6 protein-coding genes and 1 tRNA gene are annotated in these 7,597 nt (G+C 68.9%); 4 read left to right on the top strand and 3 right to left on the bottom strand.

The genetic code is table 11. The features are described 5' to 3' along the window. Positions 1-613: 613 nt before the first annotated feature. A complete protein-coding gene (gene aceE / locus ACY5KJ_RS15150) occupies positions 614-3,448 on the bottom strand; it encodes a pyruvate dehydrogenase (acetyl-transferring), homodimeric type (RefSeq protein WP_462188204.1) in 2,835 nt (944 codons plus the stop codon). A gap of 403 nt (positions 3,449-3,851) precedes the next feature. On the opposite strand from aceE, the gene ACY5KJ_RS15145 reads away from it, so the two are divergent. Both ACY5KJ_RS15145 and ACY5KJ_RS15140 read left to right on the top strand, forming a co-directional pair. After that, positions 3,852-4,256, top strand: coding sequence for a secondary thiamine-phosphate synthase enzyme YjbQ (locus tag ACY5KJ_RS15145; protein ID WP_462188205.1), 405 nt, complete (start codon positions 3,852-3,854; stop codon positions 4,254-4,256). A gap of 219 nt (positions 4,257-4,475) precedes the next feature. After that, complete coding sequence (locus ACY5KJ_RS15140) at positions 4,476-4,913, top strand: DUF3052 domain-containing protein (RefSeq protein WP_011437440.1); 438 nt, start codon at positions 4,476-4,478, stop codon at positions 4,911-4,913. A gap of 199 nt (positions 4,914-5,112) precedes the next feature. Here ACY5KJ_RS15140 and ACY5KJ_RS15135 read toward each other — a convergent pair whose 3' ends face one another. Continuing rightward, on the bottom strand, positions 5,113-5,469 hold the full coding sequence (locus ACY5KJ_RS15135; protein ID WP_462188206.1) for a DUF4234 domain-containing protein: 357 nt from the start codon (positions 5,467-5,469) through the stop codon (positions 5,113-5,115). A gap of 706 nt (positions 5,470-6,175) precedes the next feature. On the opposite strand from ACY5KJ_RS15135, the gene ACY5KJ_RS15130 reads away from it, so the two are divergent. Then, positions 6,176-6,634 carry a peroxiredoxin gene (locus tag ACY5KJ_RS15130; RefSeq protein WP_011437438.1) on the top strand — a complete coding sequence of 153 codons (459 nt, stop codon included), beginning with the start codon at positions 6,176-6,178 and terminating at the stop codon, positions 6,632-6,634. A 111-nt stretch (positions 6,635-6,745) separates the two neighbouring features. Continuing rightward, a tRNA-Val gene (locus ACY5KJ_RS15125) sits at positions 6,746-6,817 on the top strand. 448 nt (positions 6,818-7,265) lie between these two features. On the opposite strand, the gene ACY5KJ_RS15120 is transcribed toward ACY5KJ_RS15125, so the two are convergent. Next, a complete protein-coding gene (locus ACY5KJ_RS15120) occupies positions 7,266-7,514 on the bottom strand; it encodes a hypothetical protein (protein WP_462203641.1) in 249 nt (82 codons plus the stop codon). Between the last annotated feature and the right edge of the window lie 83 nt (positions 7,515-7,597).

Genomic DNA, 7,597 nt, shown 5'->3' with positions numbered 1-7,597 from the left:
GATGAACTTCCCAAACAGGCCCTAGTGTCCGCGGCGGCGATGCGGAACTCAACGCGTCATCGAGTGGAACATGGGGTACCGCGAAAGCCCCGGGGCGTAGCCGAATCGGGGACGGCGGTGGACCCCGATGAAGCCAAGCGCGGTGGGGTTCATCACGGACAGTGCTGATGCGCTGGGTAACTCCTCCGGGGGGTCCGGACCGGGCGCGCCGGAACCAGGTGCGCCCGGATGCAGAAGGTCAACGCGGTGGGCCCGGAGAATGAAACCCGAGGTCGCGGGGCCGAGATCGGGCGCCAAGGGGATCCGGCGCGCGGCCCGGCGCCCAGCCGGGGTGGCCCGGAGGTACCGATCCGAATGCGGTGGGCCGGATGGGCCGGCCTGGAGGTGATGGCCCCAACGCGGTGGGCTCCATCGCGCGGGCCCACCTTCCGGGCCCCACCTTCCGGACCCGCTACCCGGGGCTCCGCGCCGGGTGGGCCCCGCGGGGGTCCGGTCCGGCACCGGGGAGCCCGCAGGTGGCTCCGTCGGCGCAGGGGAGGCCCCGAATGGCCCCGGATGCCCGGGCAATCCGGATAATCCCGGGGCCGGGCGCTCCGGGGCCTGGGTGGGTCGGTCAGCCCGAGATCGGCCGCTCGTCCTGCTCGGTGCTGGCCACGATCCTGGTGCCGGCCACGATCGCCTCGGGCCCGTTCAGGCCGGCCTCGCCGGCGCGCAGCCCGAATCGCCTGATCGCGTCCCCGACCGTGGTGGCCTTGACCTCACCGGCCCGGACGAGGGCTTCCAGGGTCGCGACGACGATCGACTCGGCGTCGACCTTGAAGTGCCGGCGCAGGGCGGCCCGGGTGTCGGAGCGGCCGTACCCGTCAGTGCCCAGCGAGGTGAACGGCTGCGGAACCCACCGGGAGATCTGGTCGGGCACCGCGCGCATCCAGTCGGAGACCGCCACGACCGGGCCGGCGGCCCCTTCGAGAGCGCGGGTCACGTACGGCACGGCATCGTCGGCCTCGGGGTTGAGCAGGTTGGCACGGTCGCAGTCGAGCGCCTCCCGCCGAAGCTCGTTCCACGAGGTCACCGACCACAGGTCGGCGGCGACCCCGAAGTCGGCGGCAAGGATCTCCTGCGCCGCCAGCGCCCAGTGGATGGAAGTCCCGCTGGCCAGCAGTTGGGCCCGCGGCGGGGAGTCCACGCCGGCCCCCGCCGCCGGAAGCCCGCGGACCAGGCCCTCGGCCGAGCGGAACCGGTACATTCCGGAGATGATCTGCGCCGGGTCGAGACCCGCGGGCTCGGCCGGCTGCGGCACCGGCTCGTTGTAGACGGTGAGGTAGTAGAAGACGTTGTCGTCCCGCTCGCCGTACATTCGGTCGAGCGCCTCCCGGACGATGTGCGTCACCTCGAAGGCGAAGGCGGGGTCGTAGGCCACGCAGGCCGGGTTAGTCGAGGCCAGGAGCAGGGAGTGGCCGTCCTGGTGCTGCAGGCCCTCGCCGTTGAGGGTGGTCCGACCGGCGGTCGCCCCGAGCAGGAACCCGCGGCCGAGCTGGTCGCCGAGCGCCCACATCTGGTCGCCGGTGCGCTGGAAGCCGAACATCGAGTAAAAGACGTAGACCGGGATCATGTACTGCGCGTGGGTGGCGTACGCTGTGCCGGCGGCGATCACCGAGCCCATCGACCCGGCCTCGCTGATGCCCTCGTGCAGTATCTGACCGGTCTCGGACTCCTGGTAGGACAGCAGCAGTTCGCGGTCGACGGCCTCGTATCGCTGCCCGTGCGGCGAGTAGATCTTCGCCGTCGGGAACATCGCGTCCATGCCGAAGGTGCGGGCCTCGTCGGGGATGACCGGCACGAAACGCGCGCCCATCTCCTTGGTCTTCATGAGGTCCTTCAGCAGCCGGACGAAGGCCATCGTCGTGGCGACGGGCTGTTTGCCGGAGCCCTTCCGGAGCTCGTCGAAGATCTTCGCTGGCGGCTGGGGGAGCGGCTTGGCCCGCACGACCCGCCGCGGGATCGACCCGCCGAGTGCGGCCCGGCGTTCCCGCATGTACGCGATTTCCTCGGAGTCCGGCCCGGGGTGGCAGTAGGGCGGCAGGTCACCTGACAGCGCCGAGTCCGGGATCGCCAGATAGAGCCGGTCGCGGAACTCCTTGAGCTCGCTCTTGGTCAGCTTCTTCATCTGGTGGGTGGCGTTGCGGGCCTCGAAGTCCTTGCCCAGGGTCCAGCCCTTGATGGTGTGCGCGAGGATGACCGTGGGCTGGCCCGCGTGCTCGGTCGCCGCCTTGTAGGCCGCGTAGAGCTTGCGGTAGTCGTGGCCACCGCGGGAGAGCTTGCGCAGATCGTCGTCGGAGAGGTCCGCGACCATCCGGCGCAGCCGGGCGTCCGAGCCGAAGAAGTGCTCCCGGATGTATTCGCCCGACGACGTCGAGTAGGTCTGGAACTGCCCGTCCGGCGTGGTGTTCATGCGGTTTACCAGCACGCCGTCGGTGTCCTTGGCCAGCAGCGGGTCCCAGTCGCGGCCCCAGACCACCTTGATGACGTTCCAGCCGGCGCCCCGGAACAGCGACTCCAGCTCCTGCATGATCTTTCCGTTGCCGCGGACCGGGCCGTCGAGGCGCTGCAGGTTGCAGTTGACCACGAAGATGAGGTTGTCGAGCTCCTCGCGGGCGGCCACGCCCAGCGCGCCGATCGACTCCGGCTCGTCCATCTCGCCGTCGCCGAGGAACGCCCACACCCGGCTGTTCGAGGTGTCCTTGATCTGGCGGTTGAGCAGGTAGCGGTTGAACCGGGCCTGATAGATGGCGTTGATCGGCCCGATCCCCATCGAAACCGTGGGAAACTCCCAGAAATCAGGCATAAGCCGCGGGTGGGGGTAGGACGACAGGCCGCCCGACTCGCCCTCGCGCCGGAAGGCGTCGAGCTGCTTCTCCGTCAGCCGGCCTTCCAGGAAGGCGCGGGCGTAGATGCCCGGGGACGCGTGACCCTGAATAAAGATCTGGTCACCCGAGGCGCTTCCCGGCGAGGAACTGAGATGGTCCTTGCCGCGGAAGAAATGGTTGAAGCCCACCTCGTAGAGGCTCGCGCTCGAGGCGTAGGTCGCGATGTGACCGCCGACATTGAACTCGGGGCGGTTGGCGCGGCTCACCATGATGGCCGCGTTCCACCGGATATAGGCCCGGATGCGGCGTTCGATGTGCTCGTCGCCGGGGAACCAGGGCTCCTGCTCCGGGCTGATGGTGTTGATGTAGTCGGTGCTGGTGAGACCGGGAACACCGACCGCCTTCTCCCGGGCCCGTTCGAGGAGCTTCAGCATGATGAAGCGGGCCCGGCCGCGGCCGGACTCCTCGATGACGGCGTCGAGCGACTCCAGCCACTCGCTGGTTTCGGAGGGATCGATGTCCGGCAGCTGACTCGGTAGCCCGTCGGTGATGACCGAGAACTTCCGGGTTGTGTCCTGCATCACGCCTTCTCCTGCTCCTCGAGCTTCCCGGGGCCGTCGCGATCATGCGAAAAGGTCCTGATCGTACGATCGCCGGCCTAGTTGTCCCTTTTGCAACGCACCGGGTGGGAACATGCATGATCAATGCGCCGCCGCATCCCGGCCGCTCGCTCATCCCATACAATGCCTGAACTCTGGGTGATCGACCGACCCTTGACGGCCGAGGGGGGAGGTTACCCGGAGAACGGGTATGTCATGGACCATCGTGCTCCATCGTGCTCCATCGCGGCGGCCTCGTCACGTACGTCTTGGTTACTTCCGGGTCGAGACCTGGGCGATGTGCGTTGCGTTGTTGGCCTGTCGTCCGTAGTGCGGCCGATGCCGGGCCCCGCGGTGGTGGACAATCACCCTGATGGCGACCCGGATGAAGACGACGACGCTGTCCGTGCGCACCGGCCGGCGAGAAAGTGTGGTGGATCTCACACCTGATGCGCGGCGGTTCCTTGCCGGTTCCAGCGACGGGTTGCTGTCGGTCTTCGTGCCGCATGCCACGGCCGGCGTGGCCATCCTCGAGTTGGGTTCCGATAGTGATATCGACCTGCTCGCGGCGCTCGCGGATCTGCTCCCCGCCGACGGCAGATGGCGCCACGCGCATGGAACGTTCGGTCACGGCCGCTCGCATGTGATGCCGGCCATCATCCCGCCCTCGTTGACGGTGCCGGTGATCGACGGCCGCCTCGCGCTCGGGGTCTGGCAGTCCATTGCGCTGGTGGACCTCAACGTGGACAACCCCGATCGAACGGTCCGGCTGTCGTTCCTGGCGGGATGATTCCGCTCTCTCCGGGGTACTGGCGGGGAGTCACACCAGGCTGACCACGCCGTCGCTTGTCCACAACCGACGGCGTGGCACTTGCGCAGTCACCGGAAGGTCCGGTGGACTAGGTTGAGGCGCACCAGCCGATGAGGATCATCGTTGGATGCGTCCACCGAGACGGGACGCCCTCGCGGTTACGCGGAGCGTCAACATACGAGCAGGAGGTAGTGGAGGGTGAGTCCGACCGCGGCGAACGCCGAGGGTCAGCGCCGAGCGGAGCGGCTGGGAGTCTCCGCCGGGACCCAGGTGCAGTCGCTCAACGAGGACGACGACATCGCCCAGGACCTGCTGGACGCCGTCACGAGCGCCAGCGGGACCGAGCTTGTCCCCGAGGACTCCGACGACGTCGTCGACATCGTCCTGCTGTGGTGGCGGGAGGATGACGGGGACCTGGCGAACGCCCTCATCGACGCACGGCGGCAGCTGTCCGACGACGGCGTGATCTGGCTGCTGACGCCCAAGGCCGGGCGTGCCGGCCATGTCGAGCCGAGTGATGTGCTGGACGCGGTGCCCACCGCGGGTCTCGTCCAGACCAGCACGTTGAGCGTCGCCCAGGAGTGGTCCGGCCAGCGGCTGGCGGCGCCGAAGTCGCAGCGGGTGCGCCACCGCTGACCTAAGGTGCCCGGTCCGGCCGGCCCGGCCGGGCATGGGTCGGTCCGGTCCGGTTCCCTCGGTTTCGGGGTCCGGGTCGAGGCGGGCGTGCACCGCCGTGCTCGCGCCTCGGGGACGGATGCGGGGTGTATGGGCGCCTCCGGCCGCCGCGGGCGGCGCTCGGGGTGGGCCGGGCGGCGGGCGGTCACTGGTAGAGCGGTTACCGGTAGAGCGGCACCTGCTGGCCCTCGACCGCCCCGGGGTAGCGGTCCCAGATGCGGTTGATTCCGAACTGCAGGACCAACGCGCCGCCGCCGATGAGGAAGAGAGCGAAGGCCAGGACCGGATTCGTCTCGGCTACCCCGGCCGCACGCTGGGCGCTACGGACGCGGGTGCCGAGCCGCCAGGCCGCGACGAACGGTGGGAAGATGATCATCCAGCCGATCAGGAAGGCCAGCAGCGACAGCGTCGGGTTCACCTCGATGCGCCGGTCATACTCGGCGAGCTCTTTGTTCGTCCGGTAGATCCAGACGAACGGGTAGACACCCAGGGTCATCAGAGGAAGACCCAGCCACACCGCGAAGGGGTTGCGCCTCCTCCCGAGTAGGCCGGACCCCTGGAACGTGTCGGGGGAGCCAGGTGGTCCGGCCAGGCCCGGTGTCCCATAGTCGGGGGTGGCGGGGTAGCCTTGCTGCGGTTCGTGGCCGGTCAGAGACTCACGAAACGCATAGATCGGAAATCCGCCGGTGGATGTGCCCGGTCCGTCGATCGGGTGAGGTTCCTGGGCGGGGTATCCGTGCGGGGTGGAACTCTGATTGGTCAAAGTGGCCCTGTCCTCATCGGTGTCCATACCAGTGGCGGCCGCGGGGCACGGCACCATGCCCCCACGCATGTCCGGCCGGTGCGGCTCCCGCGTCGATCGGCCAGACTAGGGCACTCTGGCCTCGAAAACCCGCACACCCGCCGCATCGGGGTCACCGGACCGGGAAGGACACCTTCCATCCCGGTCTGATCGCCGTGATCTGATTGCCGAGTACGCGGGTGAACATCCAGGTCGGGTGCGGTTCCAGGCGATATGGCGGAGATCCGGAAGGTCGTGTAGGGCACGCCGCGGATGGGCGGCCAGCTTCGAGGTAGCCGGCAATGGCATGCTGGATCGGGACATCCGTGCCGATCGGTGAGTACCCTCGCCGGATTTGGCGCGGGGCCCGTCGCCGTAGTGATCATCCGTTGTGGTCACCGGTCCCTGATCAGTTCCCCACCGTTGTGGAGAGGAAGAGCCCATGGCCGTCGAGGTTGGCTCCGTCGCCCCGGACTTCTCACTGAAGGACCAGAACAACGAGGTTGTCACGCTGTCCGAGTTCCAGGGTAAGCGCAACGTGGTCCTGCTGTTCTACCCGTTGACCTTCACCGGCGTCTGCCAAGGCGAGCTGTGCTCCGTGCGGGACGATCTCGCTTCGTTCCAGAACGACGACGTCCAGGTGCTGGCCGTGTCGGTCGACTCGCCGTTCGCCCACAAGGTCTGGGCCGACCAGCAGGGCTACGAGTTCCCGCTGCTCGCCGACTTCTGGCCGCACGGCGCCGTCGCGAGCGCGTACGGCGTCTTCAACGCGGAGCGGGGCATCTCTCTGCGGGGCACCTTCGTCATCGACAAGGAGGGTGTCGTCCGCTGGAAGGTCGTCAACAACATCCCCGACGCGCGGGACCAGGCCGAGTACCTCAAGGCGCTCGCCATCCTCTAAGATCGTCCTTGCGGGAGCCGGCCTGCGTCTGGGGAGTCGTGGAGGGCCGGCTCCCGCCGGCTCCCGCCGGGGCTCGCCGCTGCGTAGTCTTAGTTGACCTCGTCATCTCCCGGGCGCGTAGCTCAGCGGGAGAGCGCTCGCCTTACAAGCGAGTGGTCGCAGGTTCGATCCCTGCCGCGCCCACGGGCTGGTCTTTCATGCTTGCTTCCCTTCGGGAAGCTTCGCCGCCAGCCGCGATGTCTGCTGGGGCCGAGCCCCCCCATGCCCCCCATGGCGGCAATCGGGGCGCTCGAAAGCCGTGAATCGCCGCGGGTGTAGCAACGGGTGTAGCAACGCGCCCGGGGCCACCGTGGGGGAGTGGTCCGGTCAGGCGCCGCTCGGGTGGTCGTTGAGACGGGTGAGCGCGGCGCGCTTGTCCGCCACCTCGCCGCGAATGGGCGGTATGAGATCAGCGTGAGCGGACGGCCGTAGCTGGTCGCGTAGACACCGATCCGCACCGCGAAACCGTTGCAGTCCTTGCAGAGCTGGAGCCAGACCGTCACCGGTCGAGGCCGTCGATGGCGTGTGCGCGGATCGCGGCGAGGATCTGATCCCAGATCGTGGCGGGCAGGCGGATGTCCCGGAGGCCCAGCTAGCCGTAGCGCAGGTCAACGTGGCCGTCCGCGTGGCGGACCAGGCTGCCGGCGACCGCCCACTCCGTCCACTCGGCGGTCAGCGTGGTGAACGTGGCCACGCGGGCCTCTTGGACGAGGCCGGACCAGATGACGCCGGGCATCCGGAGCTCGTGGACCTCGCCGGCATACCGGTACTGGATGACGGCTTCCGCGCCGTCGCGGGCGAATTGGGCCGCGGGGGCGCAGGCCGCCCGGCGCCAGTCCAACGGTGTGCCCACTGGGGTGCCGGGGTCGGTTCACCCCATGCGTCTGTCTCCTCGCGTGTGATGGAGCCTCCCCACCCGCGAGC

The organism is Frankia sp. CcWB3 (assembly GCF_977927595.1).
This window is presented reverse-complemented; position numbering and strand designations above follow the sequence as displayed.